The sequence below is a fragment of the Altererythrobacter sp. B11 genome (assembly GCF_003569745.1).
GTDB lineage: Bacteria > Pseudomonadota > Alphaproteobacteria > Sphingomonadales > Sphingomonadaceae > Croceibacterium_C.
Map to the genome: position 1 here is coordinate 1,904,580 of NZ_AP018498.1, position 23,440 is coordinate 1,928,019.

19 protein-coding genes are annotated in these 23,440 nt (G+C 64.8%); 11 read left to right on the plus strand and 8 right to left on the minus strand.

Annotated elements, in window-relative coordinates:
• Nucleotides 1-5: 5 nt before the first annotated feature.
• The 7 genes from pstA to AEB_RS09165 all read right to left on the minus strand — a co-directional run bounded on the left by pstA (nt 6) and on the right by AEB_RS09165 (nt 8,725).
• Nucleotides 6-1,250, minus strand: coding sequence for a phosphate ABC transporter permease PstA (gene pstA, locus AEB_RS09135; RefSeq protein ID WP_231958975.1), 1,245 nt, complete (start codon nt 1,248-1,250; stop codon nt 6-8).
• Nucleotides 1,251-1,260: 10 nt separating this feature from the next.
• A complete protein-coding gene (pstC, locus tag AEB_RS09140; RefSeq protein ID WP_119082912.1) occupies nt 1,261-2,640 on the minus strand; it encodes a phosphate ABC transporter permease subunit PstC in 1,380 nt (459 codons plus the stop codon).
• Between the two features lie 19 nt (nt 2,641-2,659).
• The gene (locus tag AEB_RS09145) at nt 2,660-3,706 is read right to left on the minus strand and encodes a substrate-binding domain-containing protein (protein ID WP_119082913.1); all 1,047 of its coding nucleotides are present in this window, start codon (nt 3,704-3,706) and stop codon (nt 2,660-2,662) included.
• Between the two features lie 164 nt (nt 3,707-3,870).
• Nucleotides 3,871-5,088 carry an OprO/OprP family phosphate-selective porin gene (locus AEB_RS09150; protein ID WP_119082914.1) on the minus strand — a complete coding sequence of 406 codons (1,218 nt, stop codon included), beginning with the start codon at nt 5,086-5,088 and terminating at the stop codon, nt 3,871-3,873.
• Nucleotides 5,089-5,233: 145 nt separating this feature from the next.
• Nucleotides 5,234-6,433: a sensor histidine kinase gene (locus AEB_RS09155; protein ID WP_119082915.1), complete on the minus strand. Its 1,200-nt coding sequence runs from the start codon at nt 6,431-6,433 to the stop codon at nt 5,234-5,236.
• Nucleotides 6,434-6,686: 253 nt separating this feature from the next.
• A complete protein-coding gene (locus tag AEB_RS09160; protein WP_119082916.1) occupies nt 6,687-8,036 on the minus strand; it encodes a lipopolysaccharide biosynthesis protein in 1,350 nt (449 codons plus the stop codon).
• The gene (locus AEB_RS09165; RefSeq protein ID WP_119082917.1) at nt 8,033-8,725 is read right to left on the minus strand and encodes a PIG-L deacetylase family protein; all 693 of its coding nucleotides are present in this window, start codon (nt 8,723-8,725) and stop codon (nt 8,033-8,035) included. The genes AEB_RS09160 and AEB_RS09165 overlap by 4 nt, the downstream gene beginning before the upstream one ends.
• 258 nt (nt 8,726-8,983) lie before the next feature.
• Here AEB_RS09165 and AEB_RS09170 point away from each other — a divergent pair, with 258 nt between their 5' ends.
• The 5 genes from AEB_RS09170 to AEB_RS09190 all read left to right on the plus strand — a co-directional run bounded on the left by AEB_RS09170 (nt 8,984) and on the right by AEB_RS09190 (nt 14,808).
• Entirely contained in the window at nt 8,984-10,369 is a 1,386-nt protein-coding gene (locus AEB_RS09170; RefSeq protein ID WP_145985286.1) for an O-antigen ligase family protein, read from the plus strand.
• Between the two features lie 49 nt (nt 10,370-10,418).
• Entirely contained in the window at nt 10,419-10,994 is a 576-nt protein-coding gene (locus tag AEB_RS09175; RefSeq protein WP_119082919.1) for a polysaccharide biosynthesis/export family protein, read from the plus strand.
• Nucleotides 10,985-12,211, plus strand: coding sequence for an outer membrane beta-barrel protein (locus tag AEB_RS09180; protein ID WP_172593042.1), 1,227 nt, complete (start codon nt 10,985-10,987; stop codon nt 12,209-12,211). The genes AEB_RS09175 and AEB_RS09180 overlap by 10 nt, the downstream gene beginning before the upstream one ends.
• Nucleotides 12,212-12,343: 132 nt before the next feature.
• Nucleotides 12,344-13,612 carry a pectate lyase family protein gene (locus AEB_RS09185; RefSeq protein WP_231958976.1) on the plus strand — a complete coding sequence of 423 codons (1,269 nt, stop codon included), beginning with the start codon at nt 12,344-12,346 and terminating at the stop codon, nt 13,610-13,612.
• A complete protein-coding gene (locus AEB_RS09190) occupies nt 13,609-14,808 on the plus strand; it encodes a glycosyltransferase family 4 protein (protein WP_119082922.1) in 1,200 nt (399 codons plus the stop codon). The genes AEB_RS09185 and AEB_RS09190 overlap by 4 nt, the downstream gene beginning before the upstream one ends.
• On the opposite strand, the gene AEB_RS09195 is transcribed toward AEB_RS09190, so the two are convergent.
• A complete protein-coding gene (locus AEB_RS09195) occupies nt 14,805-15,959 on the minus strand; it encodes a glycosyltransferase family 4 protein (protein WP_172593043.1) in 1,155 nt (384 codons plus the stop codon). The two genes, AEB_RS09190 and AEB_RS09195, sit on opposite strands and share 4 nt — an antisense overlap.
• Nucleotides 15,960-16,122: 163 nt before the next feature.
• Between AEB_RS09195 and AEB_RS09200 the strand changes: the two genes are divergently transcribed.
• The 6 genes from AEB_RS09200 to AEB_RS09225 all read left to right on the plus strand — a co-directional run bounded on the left by AEB_RS09200 (nt 16,123) and on the right by AEB_RS09225 (nt 23,436).
• Nucleotides 16,123-17,229, plus strand: coding sequence for a glycosyltransferase (locus AEB_RS09200; RefSeq protein WP_119082924.1), 1,107 nt, complete (start codon nt 16,123-16,125; stop codon nt 17,227-17,229).
• Nucleotides 17,230-17,467: 238 nt separating this feature from the next.
• Complete coding sequence (locus AEB_RS09205; protein WP_231958638.1) at nt 17,468-19,702, plus strand: GumC family protein; 2,235 nt, start codon at nt 17,468-17,470, stop codon at nt 19,700-19,702.
• Nucleotides 19,699-20,433, plus strand: coding sequence for a response regulator transcription factor (locus tag AEB_RS09210; protein ID WP_119082926.1), 735 nt, complete (start codon nt 19,699-19,701; stop codon nt 20,431-20,433). The genes AEB_RS09205 and AEB_RS09210 overlap by 4 nt, the downstream gene beginning before the upstream one ends.
• Nucleotides 20,430-21,344 (plus strand): thiamine pyrophosphate-dependent dehydrogenase E1 component subunit alpha, encoded by a 915-nt coding sequence (locus tag AEB_RS09215; protein ID WP_119082927.1) that lies wholly within the window; start codon nt 20,430-20,432, stop codon nt 21,342-21,344. The genes AEB_RS09210 and AEB_RS09215 overlap by 4 nt, the downstream gene beginning before the upstream one ends.
• Nucleotides 21,341-22,261, plus strand: coding sequence for an alpha-ketoacid dehydrogenase subunit beta (locus tag AEB_RS09220; protein WP_172593045.1), 921 nt, complete (start codon nt 21,341-21,343; stop codon nt 22,259-22,261). The genes AEB_RS09215 and AEB_RS09220 overlap by 4 nt, the downstream gene beginning before the upstream one ends.
• A gap of 23 nt (nt 22,262-22,284) precedes the next feature.
• Nucleotides 22,285-23,436 (plus strand): PglD-related sugar-binding protein, encoded by a 1,152-nt coding sequence (locus AEB_RS09225; RefSeq protein WP_231958639.1) that lies wholly within the window; start codon nt 22,285-22,287, stop codon nt 23,434-23,436.
• The last annotated feature ends 4 nt before the right edge of the window (nt 23,437-23,440 follow it).

Consider the following 23,440-nt stretch of genomic DNA (forward strand, 5'->3'; position numbering starts at 1 on the left):
GTCTGTCACCACTTCTTCTCGAATTTGTTACGCAGGTAGATGGCAAGGCCATTCATAACCAGCAGGAATATAAGGAGCACGATGATCGCCGCGGAGGTGCGCTCCACGAAACCGCGGTCGATTTCGTCGGACCACAGGAAGATCTGCACCGGCAGGACGGTAGAAGGATCGGTGAAGCCGTCGGGCGGAGTCGCCACGAAGGCGCGCATGCCGATCATCAGCAACGGCGCCGTCTCCCCCAGCGCGCGGGCCATGCCGATGATGGTGCCGGTGAGAATGCCGGGCAGGGCAAGCGGCAGGACGTGATGGAACACCACCTGGATGGGCGAGGCGCCGAGCGCCATGGCGCCGTCGCGGATCGAAGGCGGCACGGCCTTGATCGCATTGCGGCCGGAAATCACGATCACGGGCATGGTCATCAGCGCCAGCGTCATTCCCCCGATCAGCGGGGCGGAGCGCATATGCGGGAAGATCACCAGAAACACGGCCAGACCCAGCAGGCCGAAGATGATGGACGGGACCGCGGCCAGATTGTTGATCGACACCTCGATCAGGTCGGTCCAGCGGTTCTTCGGGGCGTATTCCTCCAGATAGAGCGCTGCCAGCACGCCGATGGGGAAAGCGAGGGCGAGCGTGACGATCATCGTCAGGATCGAGCCCTTCAGTGCGCTCCAGATGCCGACCATCTGCGGATCAGTGGCGTCCGAGCGGGTAAGGAAGCCGGGGTCGAAATGCCGCTCCAGCAGGCCGCGCGCCGCAAGATCGCGCGCCAGCGGCTGCAGTTCCGCCTGCCCGTCCCCGGAGAGGGCGGAGGAGAGCGATTCGGTGGCGGGGAGCCACACCTGGCTGGTCCGGTGCAAAATGTCCGGCCGCTCAAGGATCATGTCGGCCACCACGCGCCAGGCGTCGCCATTGAGCTGTTCCGCGCCCGCTGCGCCCAGCGTCTGTTCGGCGCTGGCCTCCACGAATTGTGGCAGGCCCTGGCTTTCGAGCGAGCGGATTTGCACGCCGCGGTCACCCAGCGAAGGGTCGCTGGAGAAGGCGGCGCTGGCAAAATCGAGATCCACGCGCAGCTCCGCGCGCTGGAAACCGCCGATTCCGTTGATTGTCATGGTGCCAAGCAGGAACAGCAGCACTGCGACCGAGAACAGGATCGCGCCCAGGCCCGCACGGCGGAAGCGGCGCTCCGCCGCGTAGCGCTTCTTCAGCCGCGCTTCGAAGGCGGCGGTGCGGGTGGGGGCGCCGTTCATGTTGCCGGGCTCACTCATAGGCTTCGCGGAACCGCTTCACCACGCGCAGGGCGATGAAGTTCAGCGCGAGGGTGACGAGGAACAGCACCATGCCGAGGGCAAAGGCGCTGAGCGTGGCCGGATGGTCGAAGCTGCCTTCGCCGGTCAGCATCGCGACGATCTGGAATGTTACCGTGGTCATCGCTTCGAGTGGGTTGGCGCTGAGATTCGCCGCCGCGCCAGCCGCCATTACGACGATCATCGTCTCGCCAATCGCGCGGCTGACGGCGAGCATCACGCCCGCGACGATACCGGGCAGGGCGGCCGGCACCAGCACCTTGCGGATCGTTTCATTGGTGGTTGCCCCCATGGCCAGACTGCCGTCGCGCATGGCCTGCGGCACGGCGGCGATGGAATCGTCGGCCATGGAAGACACGAAGGGAATGATCATCACGCCCATCACCAGGCCTGCGGCCAGCGCGCTCTCGCTCGAGGCGTTGCTGATGCCGAGGGACAGCGCCAGATCGCGCACAGCGGGAGCCACGGTGAGGGCGGCGAAATAGCCGTAGACCACCGTAGGCACACCGGCGAGGATCTCCAGCGCCGGCTTCAGCCACTGGCGCCAGCGCGGATCCGCATATTGGGTGAGGTAGATCGCGCTCATCATCCCCAGCGGGATCGCCACGACCATGGCGATGATCGCGCCGATATAGATCGTGCCCCAGAACAGCGGCAGCGCGCCATAGCGCGAAGGATCGGCGGAACTGCTCATCGGGTCGGGTCCCCAATGGGTTCCGAAGAGGAAATCCAGGGGGCTGATCATGCCGAAGAAGCGGATAGTCTCGAACACCAGGCTGCCGAAGATGCCCAGCGTGGTGAGGATCGCCACCAGCGAGGCGAGCAGCAGCACGATCATGGTCGTGCGCTCCACCTTGGTGCGCGCGGCGAAATCGGGCTTCACCCGCAGGAAGGACCATGCGCCGCCGAGGAAAGCGATCACCAGCGTCGCTGCGATGCCGATGGTGTTGTAGCGCGAAAGGGCGACGCGGAAGGGTTCGACCAGCGCCTGCGCTTCGGGATTGAACACGCCCGCCGCCGCACCGCTCGCCACGGCACGGGCTTCCGCCAGGATCGTCAGCCGCTTGAGCCCGAAGGGCGGGAGCTGCGATGCGGCCGGCTGCGAGAGGACATGCTGCATGACCAGTTGCGGCGCAGCGATCGACCACAGCACCGCAAAGGCGATGACGGGCACGACGACCCACAGCGCCACATACCAACCATAATGCGCCGGCAGCGCCGCCAGCCGGACATCGGGATCGCGGCGCCGGAAGCTCCACGCCCGTGCGCGAGCCGCAAGCCACCCGGCCAGACCGAGGCCGAGTGCCAGCAGGAACAGGATTGCGGGGGACATCGGGCGGGGAGAATCGCTTCTACTTGAGTTCGTCGGCGGTCAGGGGCGTGAAGTCCATGGCCGCGGCGGCGCTCTTCGCTGCCACGTCGGCGGGGGTCGCGACAAGGCCGATCTTGGCCAGCGGGCCGTCCTTGCCCCAGGCGCCGGCCCATTCCTGCACGAAGTCGCGCAGACCCGGGATGGCGTCCAGATGGGCGTTCTTCACATAGATAAACAGCGGCCGCGCGCCCGGATAGGCGAAGCTGGAAATGTTGGCATAGGTCGGTTCGACGCCATTCATGCGCAGGCCCTGCACGCGGTCGGCGTTCTCTTCAAGGTAGGAGTAGCCGAACACGCCGACTGCCTGCGGATTGCCTTCGATCTTCTGCACGATCAGATTGTCCTGCTCGCCCTGATCGACATAGGCGCCGTCGGAACGGACTTCGGTGCAGACCTGCGCGAATCGGTCCTCGTCGCTCTCCTTCAGCTGGGCCATGGCGGGGTCGGCTTCGCAGCCCTTTTCCAGCACCAGTTCCTTCAGTGCATCACGAGTGCCCGAAGTGGAGGGCGGGCCATAGACGAGGATCGGCGTGGCGGGCAGCGAGGGATCGACGTCGCGCCAGGTTTTTGCCGTCTGCGGCTTGCCATAAGGATTGGCCGCCAGCGCGCGATAGACGATCTCCGGCGTGAGATTCATCGTGATGCCGCCCTTGGTGGAGGCGAAGGCGATGCCGTCGAGGCCTACCTGGATCTCGGTGATCTCCTTCACGCCATTGGCCTGGCAGCTCTGGAACTCGCTGAGCTTCATCCGGCGCGAGGCATCGGCGATGTCCGGGGTGTTTGCGCCCAGGCCGGCGCAGAACAAATTCATGCCGCCGCCGGTGCCGGTCGATTCGATGATCGGCGATTTGAATTCCGGGTGCGAGCGCACGAACATTTCCGCCACGGCCTTCGCAAAGGGATAGACCGTGGAGGAGCCGACCGCGCGGATCGATTCGCGTGTGCCGCCGCCATCTGCCGCCCCGCCGCAGGAGGCGAGGGCCAGCGCGCACAGCGCCACGGTCGGATAACGGAGCATCTTGATCATCGATTTCGTCCCACTGGTCGACTTCGGAGGGTTGCTAGGAATGCTGTGTTACGGTCTTGCGACAATAATCTGACAATGCATCGGAACAGGCGATTATGGGCATCTGAACGGGCGATTCTGGCCGCGCCGTTATGCGGTGCCTTTTGCCGCCCCCGGCCGACTTGTCAAAAATCGATCTGCGCGCGCACGGCGAAGCTGTCGATTCCATAGGCCGTCCGGCCGTCGACCGTTCTTTGCCGGGCGCCGCTATATTGCAGCCGCGCGAAATCGGCCATCAGCCGCGTGTGCGCGGTGGGCGTCCACACGAGCGAGGCCATATAGCCGTTCTGCTCGCCCCCCCTGATCCCGGCATCGGTGAGGTCGAGATAGTCATAGCGAAAATTGAGCTGGACCGCGCCCGGCCCGCCGGAGGTGACCGGGCGCTTCGGGCGAACCCGCCCGAAGACACCGCGCGAATAGGCGGTGCTGTCCCCCGGGGTGAGGAACAGGCCCACTTCGGCATAGCCGCCGAAGAAGGTCGGATCGGCGAAGCCGGCGCGGTCCACATGCTGCCAATAGGCTTCCGCGGTGGCGTGGAGCGGACCGGAAATGGCGGCGAATTCCAGCCCGTTGCCGCGCTCGCCCTCGCCGGAAAAACTCCCGGTGTCGATGAAGCGCCGGTCCGACAAATGGATCAGCGGGCGCTGACGATAGCGCTGCGTCGCGCCATCCTCGTACCAGGCATAATGCAGCGTGGCGCCGAAATGCAGTTGCACCCCGCCCAGCTTCGGCATGGCGACCACACGGCCGTCGACACTGCGGCCGCGATCGTCCAGCTCGCGCAGATTGTCGAGAAAAGCGCCACCCTGCAGCAGGATAATGCCCGACTGGTACTGCGCCGACAGGCCTACGCGGCGCTGGAAACCAAAGGCGTCGGTCAGCGCGCTCCGCTCGATGAAAGAGGCGGAGAGCGAGCTCGTCAGTTCCTCCAGTGTCTGGAACGTATTCTGCTGCCCCAGCGTGATCTGCAGTGGCCCGTGGCTGTAGGCCACATAGGCATCCATCACCTCGTCGACATGCTCCGAAAACTCGGTGTCGACGCGCAGGCTGAACCCTCCCGGAGCGGTCGCTTCCAGACCCAGCCGGGCGCGGCGATATTCGCTGTCGAATCCGGGCCCCGCGTCAATCGAGGAGCGCGCCTCCACTCCGCCCACATCCACCTGCAGCCGGCCGTGGGGGGTGACGCTCCATCCCTTTGGATCGCCAATCGTCGGGGCGCCTTCGTCCAGCACGGAGAGGGGCGACCAGCCGTTGCCGTCGCCTGCCTCCGCCTCTGCGCGCGCAGCGCCGGGGAAGAGCAGAACGGCCGCAACGAAGGCGGAGGAGAGGGCGATGGGGCGCATGATGACAGTTTGATTGCTGCTTTGAGTCCAGTTTGTGACCGGCGCCGCTAGGCGGCCTTCATTGCGGTTTTGTGACAAACTGCAGTTTCGTGAAGGAAAGCCATCGCGCAAGGTCCGGTGGCAGCCTTCACCGCCGGAGGCGGACTCAGGCGACCTGCGCCTCTTCCTCGGCAAGGGGGAGGCGGATGGTCACCACCGTTCCGCGCCCGAGCTTGCTGGAAATGTCGAGCGTGCCCCGGTGGCGCTCAACGATATGCTTTACGATCGCAAGGCCCAGCCCGGTCCCGCCTGCGGCGCGGCTGCGGCCGGGATCGGTGCGATAGAACCGGCGCGTCAGGTGCGGGATATGCTCGGGCGCGATGCCTTCCCCGCGATCCTCCACTGAAATGATCGCCCGCCGCCGCTGGTCCACTGTCAGGGAGACGGAGACCGGCTTTTCCTGATCGCCATATTTCAGGCCGTTATCCACCAGATTGCGCACCAGCTGTTCGAGCTGGCGATGATCGCCGCGCACCAGCATGGGTTCGCCCGGCAGCGTGAGGTCGAGGCGCTCCAGCCGATCCGGACCGGCCCCGTCGCGCGCAGCCTGGCCGACGATCGGCACCAGGTCGACCCGTTCACGCGGATGATCGTGCTTTTCCGCCTCCACGCGGGACAGCGACATGAGATCGTCCACCAGGTTCTGCAGTCGCCGCGCCTCCCGCAATACCGTCTGGTGGAAGCGGTTGGCGCGCTTCTGGTCTATCGCGCCATCTTCCTCCACCAGCGTTTCCATGTAGCCGATGATGGAGGCGAGGGGGGTGCGCAGTTCGTGGCTGGCATTGGCGACGAAATCGGTATGCGCGCGGCTGATATCCGCTTCGGCGGTGCGGTTGATGAGTTCGATCAGCGAATAGCGTTCGTCCAGAACCTGGCGCGACATCTGCCAGTTGCTGCGCGGGCCGGTGAGGCCCTGGATCGTCGCGCTGCCGCCGCCCGGCCGCGCCAGCAGGTCCACCGCCACCGGATGGCGCAGCGCCACGCGCGCGTCCTGCCCCACGACATGCGCGCCGATATTCTCGCGGGCGGCGGCATTGGCGACGATGATCCGCTCTCCATCCAGCATCATCATCGGCAGGCCCGAATGTTCGATCAGGTCGCGCATGCCGGTGCGGGTGAGCTGAAGCCCGTCCGTCCGTTCGCGTGGGGGCGGGGCGGGGGGCGCGGCGAGCAGCCAGAAGGAGCAGCACCACACCAGCACCACGCCCAGCACCAGCCAGCCATCCACGCCGGCCAGCAGCATCACCGCCCCCGTCGCGAGGGCGAGCATGATTCCGGGCAGGGGAAATCTACGACCCTCGGCCATCGCCGAAGCTGTAGCGGCCGCTTGGCGGATGAGCCAGCGTCAATGGCGGGGCTGCGAAAAGAAGACCGGTTAATGACAGCCCGGCGGCGAGCCAGCGCGAAGCAGCTGCCAAGCGCGCGACGGGATTGGCGAGGCCATGCCTGCGCCGGTTCGGTCCCTTGCAGATCGGGCCAACATCATGATCGCCGGACGCGATCCGCACTGCACGTGGCATTTGGGATAGCCGAAGCTTGGGTCTGCCCGCACTTGAAAGCTAGACCGGCTCGCGTTCCGGCAAATGCTGCCGCACGGAGCGGAGCCAGCTGAAATCCATCCACACCGCTGTGACAAGGGAACAGACGATGTGCGCCAAGCTGGCTCCCATGGCCCCATAGCGGGGTATAAGCAGCAGAGCGCAAAGGAAGAACAGCACCGTGCCGAACAACATGCTCTTGAGGACGGTGCCGGGCTGACCCATCGACAGCAAGACCGACCGCGAGGGCGCGGCATGCATGATGAAGGTCACGCTGATTAGCTGCGCCACCAACAGGGCGCCGACGTCGCCATAGTCGTTGCCCAGCGCCAGTTCGACTAGTGGCTGTCCTGCGAACAAAGCCAGGAGGACCGACGCAAGGCCCAGGCTGCTGAGGGCATATTGCACACGCAGTGTCACGCGCTGCAATTGTGCCACCCGGGCTTGGGCCCATAAACGCGCCATATCGGGGTAGAGTACGGCCTGCGTCTGGGCGCCGACTTGCTGGGCGATCTTCGCCGCGCGTTTGGCGACGTGATAGAACCCCGCCGAGCTCGGGCCCGCCAGCGCGCCGACCAGCAGCACGTCTGCCTCCTGCGTGACGGTTCGCAGCGACATGGAAACATTGGTCGTCCAGGCGAAGCTCACGAAGCCGGGAAAGTCCCGCGCCAGATGGACCCACGGTTGCTTGAGCGGATTTTTGATCCCCTGGTCGCGCAGTGCACGCCAGCCGAGCGCCGCATAGACAGCGGAGCCAGCGATCTGCGCTATCGTCCAGGCCACGACGAACCCGGTCAGCGTAGGCCATAGCAGCGCGCACATCAAAGCCAGCGGGGCCCGGATTATCGGCCCGAGCGGCTGGATATAGGCGATCAGCTTGAACCGCCCCGCCATGCGAAGCGCGGCCGTGGGCGCCCCTGAAATACTGAACAGCAGGCATGTCGCGTGGATCATCACCAAGTGAACATGTTCTGCCCCCAACCCGAACAGCTTGCCGGCGATCATGGCCAGCAACACAGCCACCCCCGCAGCGGTTAGCGCTGCGGATACGTCGAGAAGGATGCCGTAAAGGTAGAGCCGGGGTAGCTTTTCGCGGTTTTCGATTTCGAGATCGCTGGCAAACCGGATCAGCGGTTGCCAGGATTCGAAGCGGATCAGCCGGTCCACAAGCCGCACATAGGTGACGATCAGTACCAGAATACCGAACGACGTCGTCTCCAGGGTGCGGGCGGCGATACCCAGGCTAATCAGCGCAAGGACGTTGCTGAGCACATTGCCCCAGAGAAGATGGCCGATATTGGCGAGATGACCCTTCACCGGAAAAGGGGGCAGACCCGGAAAGGAGCGGAAGAAGGCGAGCAGCATGTTCATTCCGCCCGCCACACTTGGCGGATGGTCATGAAAGCCTCGGCTGCCGCGCAGAACACCATCGAACCGCGTAGATTCGCGAGCGTGCGGATCGTCTGCAGCGATCGCTCGTCCGGAAAATTCCGTGCCTGGGTTTCGAACATGGCGAAGGCCGCCAATTTCGCTTCCAGCTGGGCGGCAATGTCCACGAAGTAATCGGGCGCGAAAGTGGGGGTCAGACCCGGCGCGTACCAGTTCGTTTCCGAGAGCGTCTCATAAGCGAAAACACGGCGCGGCGCGCGGGGCGAACGTGGCCGGGCCCAGACCAAGGAGGAGGTGAAGGTGATCTGGTGATCCAGATGAATGTCGCCGATGAAAGGAACGAACAGCGTATCGGGGGCAATCTCGGCGAGGCATTCCGCCAGCCGGGCGTTGATCCGCGCGGCGGGTAGAGTGTCGAGCGCGGCCGCCGGCAAATCGAGATGGTGCGTTGCCGCGACACCGAGGCTGCGATGCGCGCGGTCGGCCTCCGCCATCACTCGATCCATATGGGCGGTGGGAAAATCCGGTTCCTGCCCCCTGGTGACGATCACTACATGCACTTCAGCGCCTTCGGAACCGAGACGGGCCATGGTGCCACCGCATCCCAGCACCTCGTCATCCGGGTGGGGGGCGACAACGGCCACCCGCCGCGCCGCGGAAAGATCGCCCATATCGCTGGTTCCTCCAGAGCCCACCCGCCCGGCATATGCCGAGCCGCCGCGCTTCCTCACTTCCCTTTCGGTGCATAGACCTTTTAGCCGCCGGTTCCGGCGCTCCAATCGGGCCAGCGGCGCTGGCAATTTCGGCTAGTATCCCTCGTTGGCATTCACTGGTCCGCGACTGTCCGCCATTCAGGCAACTGGCCTTCATGCGAAAAAGGCCGGGCCGGCGGCATCGCGAGGGCGCGGGTGGATCGGCCGGGGACCCCGATGAAAACGACCAGCGCAGATCATATGCCAACCTCGCCGTTACCCCCACGGGCGCTGCGCTCGCTGCCGCTTGGACGGGGGCCGGAAGGCAGCGACCAGATCATACCGGCCGCAGGGGTTGGACCCAGACCGCTGGAGGCTGCGCTGCTGATGGTGGGCGCGTTTCTCGTCGGGTATCAGAGGCTCCGGCTGGGGCCGATCAACCTTACCCTGTCGGACGCAGCTTTCGTGCTGGCCTTTGCTATCTGCCTAGCCCGCGGACAGATCGCGCGTGAGCCATTCGGCGGCATGACTGCGGCCTGGATTCTCGCCCTGGTGCTGATGCTGACGGGGCTGATGATCGGCACGGTGGTGCATGGAAACATGTTCCGCTGGGCGGTGATATCGCTGCAATATCTCTTCGGCTACCTGTTCCTGCCACTGATGCTGATGCGGGTGCCGCTCGCTTTCGCACATCGCCTCATCGCGATGTTTCTCATTGGCATGACGGTCATGGAAGTGATCGGCATCGCTGTCAGCCTGACGCTCGATCCACAACAGGCCACGGCGCTGCTCGCGTCGGATTTTCTCGAAGGCAATGGCCGCTTGTCGACCTTCGCGTCCGAACCGAACTGGAACGGCCAACTGATCGCCTTTACCGGCCCGTTCGCGCTGTATGCGCTGGTGAAGCGGCTCATGGCGCCGTGGGTCTTCGTCATCGTGCTGGCAGTGCTTCTGGGCGGTTTGCTGCTCAGCGCGTCCTTCACCGGCTTCGCGGCGTTTTCCATCGGAATGGTGGTCGCACTGGCATTCCTCGGCGTGCGCGCAATTCTGGGGGCAGGCCTGGCGATCAGCGTCATCGCAGCGATCTTCCTCGCCAGCGGCGCGCCTCTCCCCACTGTTTTCCAAGATCGTGTGGGCGGCGCTCTGGTCGATGGCAGCCTGGAAGAAGCCGGAACCTACAAGGGCCGCGTGAAGCTGCTGGAACAGGCGTGGGACAAGTCGGGCGACACCATCATCGTTGGTCTCGGCGTGGAAGGCTTTCGCGCGACCCATGAGATCAATCAGCCGGTCCACAATTTGTTTATGCTGATGCTGGTGGATGGTGGGCTGATGGCGTTGCTAGGCTTCACTCTGCTGGTCGCATTGCTGTTCATCATGCCGCTTCGCTATTTCCGACGTTTCCGGGTGGAAGCGGGGACCGCCGTGGCCGTGGCGTGTGTTTTCACCATCTACACCCAATCCATGCCGCATATGTTCGCGCGGCTGAACATCGTGCCGGTCCTCTTCGGGCTGATGCTGATCTTTGCGGGTTCCAGGCAGCTCTACCCCAAAGGCGTAGTCCTTACGCCATCTGCGCCCGGACGAACACCTAATCGCCGGATGGATTCTCGCGTGAGGCGGTAACCTCTCCCTGGCCGGCCCGGCTGGCCCGCAAGGATGGAGGACGAGCACTATGGGACGTTACCGATGCCTCGCGAGACATCTGGCAGTCGCCTGTCTGGCGGCGGCTTTCCTGGCGAGCTGCGCGACGACGGGGGGCGAGCGGCTGCCCCCGGTGGCGGATCAAGGCTATACTCTGGACAGCGGGGACAAGCTGCGCATTCAGGTCTACGGCCTGGATGGCTACGGGGAGACAACTTATCTCGTAGGCTCCGACGGCACACTGTCACTGCCGTTGCTGGACCGCGTGCCCGCCGCTGGAAAGACGCCCGACGAGCTGGAGCGGGATATCCGCCAATTGCTGCTAGACCGGCAAATCCTGAACCAGCCATATGTGGATGTGGAGCCCGTGGCGCTCAGGCCGTTCCACATCCTGGGTGAGGTCAACAAGCCAGGCGAGTATGAATACCGGCCGGGTATGACGGTCCTGACCGCCGTGTCTATCGCGGGCGGCTTCACCTATCGCGCGAAAGAGAGCGAGGTGATCATATCCCGCCGCGTGGACGGGCGAGCCGTCACTGGCAAGGTGACCGCGACGGATCCGGTGCGGCCTGGCGACCAGATTCAGGTGACGGAACGGTGGTTCTGAGGTCGGCGAGCGCTGCGCTGCTGTCCCTCACTCTGCTGGTATCACCGCCCTTGCTGGCGCAGCAGATCGGCCGGACGGCGCCCATACTGGACGTGCCGGACGATTATGCTGAAGGCGTCGGCATAGAGGCCGGGCCTTTCACCCTGCTGCCTTCGGCCGAACTCCGGGCGGAGTACGACAGCAATATCTATGCGAAGCAAAAGGATGCCGAGGACGACCTGATCGGCATCATAGTTCCCCGCCTGGAAGCGCGACTGAACAGGGAATCGACGCAGGTGGCGGTGCGCGCCGAGGCAACGGGGCGCAAATATCTCGACCACACCCGTGAAGACAGCGTGGCCGCGCTGGTCGGCGCCTCTCTGATGCAGGGCGCTGGCGGACCCGATCGGGTCACGGCCGATGTCAGTTGGCAGCGCGCAATAGAAGATCGCGGCGACCCCGAAGCGCGCGACGTGCAAGCGCTTGGGCCGCGCAAGTTGGACCTACTCGCATTGGAGACCGGCTGGCGGCACGAAGGGCCGCGCGTTTCTCTGGCGGTACGCGGCAGCGCGACCAAGATCGACTATGTTTCAGATATCGACAATGAGCGTGACCTGACCAATTACGCCGGCAGAGCATCGGTGGAACTGGGCGTCGGTGGGACGAGCAGCATCGTCCTTATCGGCTTTGTCACTCATCGCGATTTCCGTCTGGGCGGCGCGGTGAGTGACCGCAACCGGGATGCCACGACCTATGGCGGGCGGGCCGGGGCGAAATTCGGGGAAGGGGGGCTGTTACGCGGCGAAGCGTCCATAGGCGTCTTCCAGCTGGAGCCTGCGGATGACACGCTCCCTTCGCGAACGGGCGTGTCGGCGGAAGCATCGCTGGCCTATCTTCCGCGCCGTCGGCTGGCCATTATCCTTAACGCCTTTCGCGGAGACGTGGCGACGGTGCGCAGTGGAGCGCAGTCGCGCACCGATACGGTCGTGCAGCTGGGCGTGCAGGCCGAAGCGCGCGCCAATTTCCAGCTCGAGGGGTCGGTGTTCTATCGCCGCAGCCAGTTCATCGGGGCGGATGTCGCTGAGACAACCACCGGAATTCGGGGCGAGGCGGAATACCGGCTGACGCCCCGGCTCTCCCTAGTCGGTTCTGCAACCTATTCCCGGCGAAAAAGCAATGTTCCCAGTGACGAGTTCGACCGCCTTCGTGCGGCCATCGAAATGCGCTTGCGGATCTGAGGTGCCATGACAAGCCAATCAAGCCCTGCCATCTTGCGAAACGCGCTGCGCTCCGCTGTCGCATTCACCTTGGCGCTTGCCGCCTGTGGCGGATCGTCCCAGGCCGAACAGCCGTTGATGCAGCCGCTGCAGATGAACGAACCGCCCGCCTTCCCGGGTGCGCAGGGTTATGGCGCTGTGTCGCAGGGCGGACGGGGCGGAAGGATTATCGCCGTCGACAGTCTGGCCGATTCCGGCCCAGGCACGCTGCGCGAATGCATAGAGGCGAAGGATCCGCGTGTCTGCATCTTCCGCGTTGCGGGCACGATCCGTTTTACCACCTCGCCACCGGTCGTTTACAACCCCTATATCACGATCGCCGGCCAGACGGCGCCAGGCGGCGGGATCACGCTGGCGCATGGCGGCGGCCGACTCGGTACGACGCCATTGCTGATCAAGGGCGCGCACGATGTAATCGTGCGCCATATCCGCGTCCGGAATGATCGCATCGGCGGCAGCCGCGCGGGCGAGGATTCCATCACCATCGAGAATAGCCGCAAGGTCATTATCGACCATGTCAGCGCCAGCTGGGCGCGTGACGAGATCATCAACGGCTATGCCGACAATGACAGCATCACGATAAGCTGGTCGATCTTCGCCGAAGGCTTGCCTCCGCACGACAAATGCGCGCTCTTGGCCAGCGACCCGGTGGGCGCTCAGCGGATGAGCTTCATCAGCAATCTCTGCGCCCATAATGGTGATCGCAATCCGGACGTGAACTTCCCTCCCGGTTCTTGCGTAGAGATCGTCAACAACGTGCTTTACGACGCCCAGTCCCAGTTCGCCGAGATTTGGGAAAGCTATGGCGGCTCGCCGGTTGCGCTGGTCGCCAACACCTTTCGCGCCGGCCCCAGTACCCCGGAACATGCCGTCGGGATCGATCGTGAACGGCTGGGATCGGAAGGCGCCGCGAGCGTCTATCTCCTCGACAACCGATTCGTCGGGACGTTCCTGCATCGCGCCGAGAGCTTACAGGATGTGGTATCGACCACGCCGCCTTGCCCCCTGACGCTGAGGGCGGTCCCTGCCGACCGGGCCTATGTCGAAGTGCTTGAGACGGCGGGCGCCTTCCCGCGCGATTCGACTGACGGCCGGATCGTGCGCGAAGTGCGTGATCGGTCCGGCCATATACGCAAGGAGCCGGGCCGCATCGATGACGCCGTGTCGGGCGAGCCCTATCCCGATAGCGATGAAGACGGCATGGACGACCGCTGGGAAGCGAGTGCTGGTGCCAAAGTCGGCGAAAGCGACCCGTGGGACGATGCCGACGGCGATGGCGAACTGAACCTGGACGAATTCCTGGCCGAACTCAGCGCGGATCGGATTGCCGGGGCCGATGCTGGCAGACGGGCGGCGCAATGAGTTCGCAAATCGTGCGTTTGGGTCCGGCTGGGACGAGCGTCGGCACCGCTGGTGCAGGCCCTGCGCGCATCTGCTTTCCTTTTGCCGGCGATGTGGTGGGTGGCAGCCACATATCGGCCCTCGGCCTTATCGACCGACTCGATCGGAGCCGATTCGATCCGCTGATCGTGGTGCAATACCCGGGTGGCAAGGTGGCGCGCCTGTTCCGCGATCGCGGCCTCCCCGCGGAAAGCCCCTTCGACTGGCCGGAAATTCCGCTCAACCGGCGTGTCGGATTGAACGCCTTCGCGGCGGCGCTGCGGCGGATCGGGCCGCAAGTGGCCTTCCTGCGCCGCAATCATATCGCCATCGTCCACAGCAATGACGGGCGTACTCATGCCGTCTGGGCGCTCGCCGCACGGCTCGCCGGTGCGCGGCTGCTTTGGCATCATCGCGGCAGTCCGGACGCGCGGGGTTTGCGCTTCGCGGCGCCTTTTCTGGCCGATCGCGTGCTGGCGGTATCGGAATTTGCCATGCCTCGCCGAGGCCTGCTGTCTGCCGCCGGCAAGGCGCAAGTGGTGCATAGCCCGTTCGACACCGATCTGGCTGTGAACCGGTCGGCCGCGCGCCGAACTCTGCTCGAAGAATTGCAGGTGCGCGAAGATACCCTATTCGTGGGGTATTCGGGACTTTTCATCGACCGCAAGCGCCCCCTTCACTTCATCGAGATCGTTCGAAGAATGCATGAACTCGCGCCAGGGCGGCCGGTCTGCGGGGTGATGTTCGGCACCGCAGAGGATACCGCGATGGATCAGGCGATGCAGATGCGCATCGCGATGGCGGGCCGGGATGGAGCGGACGTGCGGATTATGGGGTGGCGGTCGCCTGGTACATTCTGGCTTGCTGCATGCGATATCCTCCTCGTGCCGGCCGTCGACGAGCCCTTCGGCCGCACGCTGATCGAGGCACAACTGGTCGGCACCCCGGTGGTTGCAACTCGCTCGGGCGGAAACATCGAAGCGTTGAGAGGGGAAACGGGTGTGCTGGTTGCGCCGGAGGACATCGACGCCATGGCAAAAGCGGCCCTGGCGCTTGACGAACCGGCGAGACAGGCACTGGCGGATCGCGCGCGAGACGATGCTCGTACCCGATTTGGCATAGAACATCATTGCCGCCAGGTCAGCGCCATTTACGAAACGCTTCTGGCCGGGCGCTAGCGGACAGCCGCGACGATTGCCTGGCGCCACATGCGCGCCACTGCATCCGGAGAGAAGCGGCGGGTCACCGCGACAGCCGCCGATCCCAGCTGCGTGCGCAGATCGCCATCGCCGGTCAGCTGCGCGAGTGCGGCGGCCATGGCGGTGATATCGTCGGGAGGAACCAGCAAGCCGGTATGCCCGCCATCAACGAGTTCCGACGGCCCGAAATCGCAGTTGGTGGCGATCACCGGAAGGCCCGCCGCCATCGCTTCACCCAATACGTTGGGAAAGCCTTCGTATCGCGATGCCAGAACGAACAGGTCGGTCTCGGCGACCCATCCCCCTGGCGTCAGGCTAAGCCCCCGGAATGCAACCCGATGAGCCATTCCCAACTCGTCCCTGAGAGCCTGCAGTGCCGTCAGGTCCGGCCCCTGGCCCCAGATGTCGAGATTCCACTCTGGCCGTTCTGCGGCGATCTTGGCGAACGCGCGGATCAGGATGTCGAAGCCCTTTTGATGCTCCAGCCTGCCGACACCCGCAATGCGAAACGCCGCGCCATTCCAGCGTGAACGCGAGGGGACGGCGGTCAACGCGACGGGATTGGGAATTACCGTCACGCGCTTGCGCCATGGCGGCGCTATGCAAATAGTGCTGGCCTGGGTCTGGCACAGGATGCCCGTGGCTCGACCGTAAAGCAGGGGCAGTGCGTACTTCCAGGCCCAATGGGCCGGCTGCAGGTGCGGATTGTTCCGCTCCGACACCAGCACCGGGATCCGCATGCCGAGCGTGGCGGCGAGGAGCAGGGCGTTGATCTTGGTCAGGAAACCGATGGCTATGTCCGGAGCCAGTTCGTGCAGAACGCCGCGCAGCGCGACGGTGCGCCGGATGGGCGCAGGCAGGCGTTTGCCGGCTGAGCCTTTGACGGGGATGTCGAGCCGGATAAACGCCATCCGATTGCCAAAATCATGAAAAATAGGGTCGGTCGGGCTATCGAAAGATACGATGGTGACGGCTGCGCCCCTATCGGTGAGGTGATTTGCCAACCAGGCGACAACCCGTTCCGCCCCGCCGGCGCCCAGGGCCGCGAGCACAATACATATTCGCAGCCCCGCCAGGCAGGCGTCGCCCTCGTGCCGAATGGTCATCTCGCTGGTGTCGGACCTGAACAATATACCCCGCCTTTCGCGCCGTGCCGGGCGCATGGGGAAATCTGCCACCGTCCCTGTGCAAGCGTAACGACGACTACGGCCTAGTCCGGAATGGCCGTTTTCTTCCGGGCCAGCGCAGGCTTTTCTGTCGGTCGTGCGAAACTGCCGCGGATAGCCGGTCGTCATGAAGATTCTCTCGATAATCACCACATTCACCACGGGCGGTGCCGAGATGCTGGTCTCGAATCTCTCGTCGATGTTCGTCGCAGCCGGCCATCGTTCGCATGTCCTGGCGCTGTGCCCTGCGGCAAGCGTGGGCAACGCCACGGCCTCGGAAGCCAGTCAGCGCGCACGTGTGGCCGCGGGTGGAGGTACCACGGGGGTGCTGCCGGTGCAGGACAGGCGCGATCTGATCGCCGGCGTCCGGGTCCTGCGAGCGGTTCTTCAGACGGAGCAGCCGGATCTGATCCACGCCCACACGGTCCGCGCCCTGCTGATGTTGCGCTTCGCAGGGGCGGGGGTGCCCATCGTGGCGACTCACCATAACAGCCGCCTCTCGTTTCCTCCGATCCTGTTCCGGCTGCTGGCGCCGCTCGTCTCCGCCTATGTGGCGATCAGCGATGATTGCCAGCAGCTGCTGGCATCCGCGGGGGCGGGGCGGATCGTGAAGATCGTCAATGCCACCGGGCCGGGGTTCCTTGCCGATGGGCCGCGCCAGACCTCGCGCCGTCCGGCCACGATTCTCGCCGTCGGCGCCCTCACCGACCAGAAGAACTATCCCATGATGATTGAGGCGGCCGCGCTGGCGCGCCTGCATTGTTCCGGAGATCTCTTCAGCCTGCATATCGCAGGGGGAGGCGCCGCACGGGCCGCCTTGCAGGCGCGCATCGACCGGCTCCACGCGAACCGCTTCGTAAAGCTGCTGGGGGCTTGCGACGATATCGACAGACGGCTGCAATCGGCGGATCTGTTCGTAAACACCAGCCATTATGAAGGCTTGCCGATCGCCATGCTGGAGGCGCTGCAATCGGGCTTGCCGGTGCTGGCCACCGACGTTGCCGGCACGCGCGAACTGATATGCCACGGCGAGAACGGCATGCTGGTCGCGCCCGGCGATGCGCGGCTGTTTGCAGAGACGCTATGCCGGATGCTTGCGCTGCGGCCCGACGCCTATGCGCGGATGTCGGCGGCAGCCCTGGACACCGGCCGCCGGTACCGGATCGAAGATTGCGCACTGGCGCATCTCGATCTGTACGAGCGATTGGTCGCGCGTCAGCCGCTGGTGGCCTGATCACCCATGCTGCCAAGCGACTGAAAAATAACACAGAAATAGGGTTAGTCACAATGCCCGGCATCCCTGCTCTCATGCCCCTTTGTCGGCACGGCGAACTCTGCGCAAACCTCGCTGGCCGAGACGTGCGCCGTAATGGGCGCGAGCAAGGGACGGGCAAGACGAGATGGCACAGCCCAATCTGGTTCTGGAGCATGGCGGCTTTTCGAGTCTGGACCCGGTGGGTGCGGAATTCGTGATGGAGGCGGCCAGCAATCGCGCGCGCGCCGGCAACGAACTTCATCACGTGATCGGCGCCCTGCGCCGCCATCGCTGGCTGATTGTTGCCATCGTCGGAGCGGCCGGATTGGCCGCTGCGCTTTCGCAACTGCTTGCGACGCCGATGTATCGAAGCGTCGCCACCGTGCAGGTGGAACTGACGGATTCCGACGGCACCAATCAGGCTGAGGCCGAGGCGCGCAACGCCATCCGGGTCGAGAATCAGGCGAAGATTTACAGCTCGCGCGCGGTGGCGGCCAAGGTGGTCGACGATCTCGATCTTGTGAACGATCCACAATTTCTAGATCGCAGTTCGGAACCGGCCAACGATCCACCCGAACGTGCGCGCGCGCGGGCTGTCACTCAGATGACCCGCATGATCCGCGTTGTGAACAGCGCCAATTCCGACCTTCTCGATATCGAGGTGGTCTCGCCCTATCCGGATCTCGCCGCCGCCATCGCCAACCAGTATCCCGTGTCCGCGCAAGAGATCCGCATTTCCCGGCGGCAACGCACACGCAGGGCCATGCTGTCCGACCTGGAACGTGAATCCAAACGGTTGGGGGCCAAGCTCGCCCGGGCGGAACAGGATGTTTCCGATTTCCGACAGCGCACCGGCATGCTCGAGGGCGCGGGCAGCGTGGAAGATTTGCAGCAGATCAACCGCCTGGCCGCGGAAACAGCCTCCGCGCGCGCAATCGACGCGGCGGCGTCCGCGCGGACCGCCGGGGTGTCACGGGCCGCTGGCGTGATCAGTTTCGCCAGCGCCGATTCACCCTTGCTGCAACAACAACGCATTCGCCGGTCCCAGCTGCAGACCGACAGGATTCACCTGTCCTCCACCTTCGGTGCCGGGCACCCGCAGATCATCGCACTGGATAAGCAGATCGCGGAGCTGGACACGGCGATCAGCCGGGAAGAGGCGGCGGTTCAGGACGCCGCCCGGCAAGACGCGGCGGCACAGGCGGAGCAACAGCGCCTTCTGGCGCGAAGTGAGAGTGCCGCTGCCGCCGCGCGCGCCGGCCAGTTGCAGGGTATTCTGGGCGGGATGGCGGCCAAGGCCTACGCCAACAATTCCAACAAGGTGCAGCTCGCCCAGTTGGAGCGTAACGCGGAGCTCGCTCGCAACGCCTACATGTCAACGGTCAAGAACGAGGAGGAGGTCCGCTCCGCGCTCGGCATCATCGGCGTGAACTCGACCCTCATTTCACCGGCTGTGGCGCAGAGCGAGCCGTTTTATCCCAAGCCCCTTCGTACCATCGTGGGGGCGATCCTGGCATCATTCATCATAGCATTGTTGATGGTGTTCCTGCGCGAACTGCTGGACGACAAGCTGCGCAGCCCTTGGCAGATTTTCCGTCTGTTCCGCATCAAGACCTTCGGCATGTTTCCCCAGATCGGCGTGGAGGCGACCCGTTCAATGGAGGACAACCCCGTGCTGAGCGAACCGGAATCGGTCTATGCGGAGGTGGCCCGTGGTGCGCATGCCGAGGTGTTGGACCTGGCCAAGCCGGGCAAGGCGCAGACCGTGTTTGTCTCGTCTCCGTTGCCCGGTGAGGGCAAGGCCACGGTGGCCATCAGCCTTTGCGCCGCGGCTGCCGCCGCCGGACGCCGTGCGGTGGTGGTCGATTTCGACCTGCGCAATCCCGGGATGTTCCAGGAAATCCAGCGCCAGATCGGCGGTGCCGACCTGGTGGAGCTGTTGCTGGATCCGACCGATCGCATCAGCCTGCCCGCGCCCGAGCGGGAGCGCAGCGGTGACGAGGCAAGAAGCTATCACCCCGTGATCGTCGCGGCGCGCGATGCCGTACGCAACCCGGCCACCATCTTCAGTCAGGATCACCTTGAGCGCCTGTTCGGGAGGCTGCACGAGCATTACGATCTGGTGATTGTCAACGGCCCGGCCGCGCTCGCGGTGCAGGATGCACGCAGCCTAACTCGCTTCGCCGACAACATCCTGCTCGTCGTCACTTGGGGCAGCACCACGGTGCCGCAATTCCAGGCAACGATGGGCAAGCTGGGCAACAGGATTGACGGCGTCATTTTCGATCGCGTGAATTATGCCGAACACGCCCGGCGCGGTTACGAGGATGAGGTCCAGTATTACATGCAGAGCGCGCCCGGCTCGTCGGCGCACGCACATCTGGGTGAGTGGATACGCGGCCAGGTCGAGGGGCTGGCGGGCAGCTTCCGCAAAGCCTGGGCCCGGGGATGAGCAAGGCGGGCAGCAATGGAGGCGACGACCGCGCTGGGCGGGACACCGCTGCGCCAACCCTTGCCTTGATCGACCCGTCGGAGTTCCGCCGTGCCTGCATTGCCGCCAGCCTGTACTCCGTCGGCTTCGGCAAGATCGCCGAATTTGCGAGCGCCTCCGCCATCACCGCCGCAGCCGGTTACGACATCGCGATCCTCCTTGCCGATACGCCGCGGGAGTCGGCGCAGGCACATGGCGAAAGGAAGTGGCTGCTGGCCTGCAGCCCGCGCTCGCGCATCGTATTGCTGGTGGACGACCCGGCCGCCTTCATCCGGCAGGGACGTGTGGGGCCCGGTGCCCTACGCGCGGTGCTGCCGGTCAGCATGGAAGCCGATCTGCTGGGCGCGCTGCTACGCGCCGTGCATCTCGGTTACGAGATTTTGCCGGCGGCGGCTGAAGATCTGCGGCAAGTCGAATGCCTTGGCGATGCGGCGGGCCAGGCAGCGGCGCTGCTCTGGGACCATCCCTCGTTGGCCCGCATGACGAAACGCCGACGCGAGGTCTTGGCGGCCCTGTTGGCAGGACGCGCGAACAGGGAGATTGCCGAGCATTTGCGCATAAGTGAAAGCACGGTGAAGACCCATGTGCGTTATCTCATGCGCATTCTCGGCGTTTCCAGCCGAACTCAGCTCGTGCTCAAGCTCGCCTTCGACGGCGGCCACTATCCCGGCATCAGAGGGGCGCAGCTATGAGGCACTTCCACGATTTCGTGCAGTCCACCGCGTCGGAGCCGGCCGCTGCCGATTACATGACCATGTCATTCCTGCGGCAGTTCGAACTGCGCCTGCTCGACATGTTCAGCAAGGGGCTGCTGGCGGGCACCACCCACACCTGCATCGGGCAGGAAGCCAATGCGATCGCCATAATGGCGGCCATCGATCGGAAGAAGGATACGGTTTGGTCGAACCACCGTTGTCATGGCCATTTCCTTGCCTATTGCGGCGATGCGTTCAGCCTGTTCGCCGAGATACTCGGCAGAAAGGACGGCGTTTGCGGCGGGCGCGGCGGAAGCCAGCACCTCGCCTGCCGCAACTTCTATTCCAGCGGCATTCAGGGTGGTCTCGTGCCGCTCGCCGTGGGCACCGCCTATGCGGAGCGAGACGCCGAGGCGATTTCCGTGGTGTTCCTGGGCGATGGGACGATGGGGGAGGGGGCGGTCTATGAGGGGCTGAATCTGGCTGCCCTGTGGAATTGCCCCGTACTATTCGTGGTGGAAGATAACGGCATCGCGCAGACGACCCCGCGTCATATGGGCGTGGCGGGCAGCATCGCCGCGCGGGCCGAGCCCTTCGGCATCCGTTCCCGCTCCATCCGTTCCACCGATCTGGCGGAACTGGCCCCGCTGGCGCGCGAGGCGGCCGAATACGTACGCGGCGAGCGCAAGCCCTTCTGGCTGCACATCGAAACCGTGCGGCTGCAGGCCCACAGCAAGAGCGACGATACGAGGCCGGAATCCGAATTGCAGGAACTGCGCAGGCGCGATTGCCTGGATCTGGCCCGGCGAGACATAGGCGCGCAGGCCGAAGTGCTGGACGATTTCGTTCGCGCCTATCTCGATCAATGCCTGGAAGCCGCGATGGCGAGCGAGGAAGCATGCGCGTGATTGATCAGATCAATGCCAGCCTGCGGGCCTTCCTCGCCGGATCCGACCGGACCTATGTGATGGGGCAGGATATTCTCGATCCTTATGGCGGCGCCTTCAAGGCGACTCGGGGGTTGTCCTCCGAATTCCCGGACCGGGTGCTGACGACCCCGATTTCCGAAGCGGTGATGGTTGGTGTCGCCACGGGCATGGCGCTGAAGCGCAAGCCGGTGTGCGTGGAGATCATGTTCGGCGATTTCCTCACCCTGTGTACCGATCAGATCGTCAATCACATGTCCAAGCTGCCCTGGGTCTATAACGGGCAGATTGGCGTGCCGGTCGTGGTGCGCGCGCCGATGGGCGGCAAGCGGGGTTACGGCGCCACTCACAGCCAGAGCCTGGAAAAGCATTTCTGCGGCGTTCCCGGCCTCACGGTGTATGCCACCAGCCAGTTTTCGGACATCGCGGGGGTCTATGCCGACGCCTTCGCCGCCGGTACGCCCCACCTGCTGATCGAAAACAAGATCACCTATGCCCGCGCGCTGGAGCCGCGCGACCTGGCGCCCCATGAGGAGGCCGATCTGGCGATCGTTACCTATGGCGGCAGCGTGGAGGCGGCCGTGCAGGCCGCCGCGCGGCTGGAAGCGGAGGAAGAACTTGCCGTAAACATCGTCGAGATCACCCGCCTTTCGCCGCTCGATCACGCCGATCTGGTCCGCCGCGTGGGGCCATGCCGAAAAGTCCTGGTGGTGGAGGAAGGCGCTCCCGGCTGGGGCTTCGCGGCAGAGGTCGCGCTCGCCCTTTCTAGCGTGGACGGGCTGCGGCTCCAGCCGCTCACCGGTCCAGATCATCCCCTCCCCAGCACCAAGGGATGGGAGCTGGCCCTGCTCCCCGAACCCGGCTCGATTGCAGCTGCGGCCCTGCGGCTGTTCCCATGATGGCGAAGGAGGAAGCCCCGATGATGCTGATGCACCGCGCGATCCTGGCCATGCCGCGGCTGAATGCGAATGAGGATGAGGCCCGCGTAGCGGTCCTTCCACTGGGCGCAGATGAAAGTTTTGCGGAAGGTGACCTGCTGTTCACGGTCGAAACCACGAAGGCCGCGAACGACGTGATCGCCCCTTGCGCCGGGCGGGTTTGCCGCCTGTTGGCCGCTGTCGACGATCTCGTGCCGGTCGGGGGGCCCATCTGCGAAGTCGAACTGGAGCAGGATGTTCCGGTTGGCGAACTCGAACTCACCTGGATTGACCGGGATGCTGACGAAGCGCTTCCCGTGAGGACGGAGCGCCACGTCTCCGCCAAGGCACGGCAGAGGGCGCAGGAGTTGGGGGTCGATATCGACGAGATCCGGACCGCCAATGGCGAAATCCGGGTACGCGATGTGGAACGGCTGGCGGCATCGCCATCGGCGCGGCGGGCCAAGACCACCCCGTCTCCGGCGATCCGGAATCGTTTCGGCCCTGCCGACGCGGTCATCCTGGGCGGCGCCGGACATGCGCGAACGATCATGGATGCGTTAGCGGGCGCGGGCTTTCGCCTGGTCGGTGCGGTGGATCAGGCCATACCGGGCGGCACGCGCGTGCTGGACGAATTGCAGGTCCTGGGTCCGGAAGCCATGCTGGCGGAACTGCGCGAAAGCGGCCTGCGCTATGCCTTCATTGGCGTCGGCGGGGCGGTATCCAATGCTTCGCGCCGCAAGGTGTTCGAAAAAGCTCGCTCGCTGGGTTTCGAACTGCCCCCCTTGGTAGCGAAATCCGCCTATCTCGGCCGTGGCAGCACGCTGGGGGCGGCGTCCTACTGTCTGCCTGGCTCCAGTGTCGGAGCTGCCGTGACAATCGGCGAGAACTGCATAGTGAACCAGAACGCCGTCATCTGTCACGACTCCCAGATCGGGGACGACGTCCATCTCGCGCCGAACGCTGTCGTGGCCGGGCACTGCCATATCGGTTCTGGCTCTACACTGGGCATGTGCGCCACGCTGATCAATGGCTGTCGAATCGGCACGGACTGCCTGGTCCACAACAATGTCTCGGTAACGACAGATGTGGCGGATGGTGCGGTCCTGACATTGGCGGACGCGCTTGCCCGGATGCCAACGCGTCTCGGCACGTGAGGAA

Coding starts and splice junctions, on each gene's coding strand:
- pstC (WP_119082912.1), bottom strand. CDS start 2,640: ATGTCCCCCGCAATCCTGTTCCTGCTGGCACTCGGCCTCGGTCTGGCC.
- AEB_RS09210 (WP_119082926.1), top strand. CDS start 19,699: ATGAGCAAGGCGGGCAGCAATGGAGGCGACGACCGCGCTGGGCGGGAC.
- AEB_RS09170 (WP_145985286.1), top strand. CDS start 8,984: ATGAAAACGACCAGCGCAGATCATATGCCAACCTCGCCGTTACCCCCA.
- AEB_RS09165 (WP_119082917.1), bottom strand. CDS start 8,725: ATGGGCGATCTTTCCGCGGCGCGGCGGGTGGCCGTTGTCGCCCCCCAC.
- AEB_RS09155 (WP_119082915.1), bottom strand. CDS start 6,433: ATGGCCGAGGGTCGTAGATTTCCCCTGCCCGGAATCATGCTCGCCCTC.
- AEB_RS09150 (WP_119082914.1), bottom strand. CDS start 5,088: ATGCGCCCCATCGCCCTCTCCTCCGCCTTCGTTGCGGCCGTTCTGCTC.
- AEB_RS09145 (WP_119082913.1), bottom strand. CDS start 3,706: ATGATCAAGATGCTCCGTTATCCGACCGTGGCGCTGTGCGCGCTGGCC.
- AEB_RS09205 (WP_231958638.1), top strand. CDS start 17,468: ATGGAGGCGGCCAGCAATCGCGCGCGCGCCGGCAACGAACTTCATCAC.
- AEB_RS09185 (WP_231958976.1), top strand. CDS start 12,344: ATGAACGAACCGCCCGCCTTCCCGGGTGCGCAGGGTTATGGCGCTGTG.
- AEB_RS09215 (WP_119082927.1), top strand. CDS start 20,430: ATGAGGCACTTCCACGATTTCGTGCAGTCCACCGCGTCGGAGCCGGCC.
- AEB_RS09225 (WP_231958639.1), top strand. CDS start 22,285: ATGCTGATGCACCGCGCGATCCTGGCCATGCCGCGGCTGAATGCGAAT.
- pstA (WP_231958975.1), bottom strand. CDS start 1,250: ATGAACGGCGCCCCCACCCGCACCGCCGCCTTCGAAGCGCGGCTGAAG.
- AEB_RS09200 (WP_119082924.1), top strand. CDS start 16,123: ATGAAGATTCTCTCGATAATCACCACATTCACCACGGGCGGTGCCGAG.
- AEB_RS09190 (WP_119082922.1), top strand. CDS start 13,609: ATGAGTTCGCAAATCGTGCGTTTGGGTCCGGCTGGGACGAGCGTCGGC.
- AEB_RS09160 (WP_119082916.1), bottom strand. CDS start 8,036: ATGAACATGCTGCTCGCCTTCTTCCGCTCCTTTCCGGGTCTGCCCCCT.
- AEB_RS09175 (WP_119082919.1), top strand. CDS start 10,419: ATGGGACGTTACCGATGCCTCGCGAGACATCTGGCAGTCGCCTGTCTG.